Here is an 814-nt window from a genome sequence, read left to right as displayed (position 1 = left end):
CGACATCATCTTCCAGACCGCAGACACGACTTGGCAGGCCTACAATCCTTGGGGCGGCGCCAACCTCTACGGCGGCAACGGTCCGGCCACCGGCCAGGGGCAGGGACGCGCCTACGCGGTCAGCTACAACCGCCCGATCACCACGCGGGGCGGCGGCCTCGCGGCCGGACCGCAGGACTACATCTACGGCGCTGAATTCCCGGCGATCATGTGGCTGGAGCAGAACGGCTACGACGTCTCGTACATGTCGGGCGTCGATGCCGATCGCAACGGCGGCCTAATCAAAAACCACAAGATGTACCTCGATGTCGGTCACGACGAGTACTGGTCCGGACAGCAGCGTGACAATGTCGAGGCGGCACGCGACGCCGGTGTCAACCTGGCATTCTGGAGCGGCAACGAAGTTTACTGGCGTGCAAGGTATTCAAACAGCATCAGCAGCGATGCCACGCCGTATCGGACGCTGGTCTCCTACAAGGAGACGTGGGGCGCCAACCAGAACCTCGACCCCACCAACCAGTGGACTGGCACCTGGCGCGATCCGCGCGGGCCAGCCGGCACGGTGGGCAATAACGATCCCGAGAATGCCCTTATGGGCACGATGTTTAAAGTCGACTCATACGTCCTCGATACCATCACGGTACCGTACGACGACGCAAACCAGCGCTTCTGGCGCAATACCAGCATCGCCGACCTGCAGCCGGGCCAGACCGCCTCGCTCAACAAGAACTATCTCGGCTACGAGTGGGACGAGGCGCCCGATGACGACTCAGCCCCGGCTGGACTGGTGCGTCTGTCCTCGACCACCCTCGAT

The 814-nt window shown here is 63.0% G+C and carries 1 protein-coding gene; it reads left to right on the top strand.

Translation table 11 applies throughout. The features are described 5' to 3' along the window. On the top strand, window positions 1-814 hold an 814-nt coding region (locus VQ02_RS38590; protein ID WP_048448707.1), incomplete at both ends, for a N,N-dimethylformamidase beta subunit family domain-containing protein.

The sequence above is a fragment of the Methylobacterium variabile genome (genome assembly GCF_001043975.1).
Taxonomy (GTDB): Bacteria; Pseudomonadota; Alphaproteobacteria; order Rhizobiales; family Beijerinckiaceae; genus Methylobacterium; species Methylobacterium variabile.
Note: the sequence above shows the minus strand (reverse complement) of the source record. Positions and strands in the feature narration are given on the sequence as shown.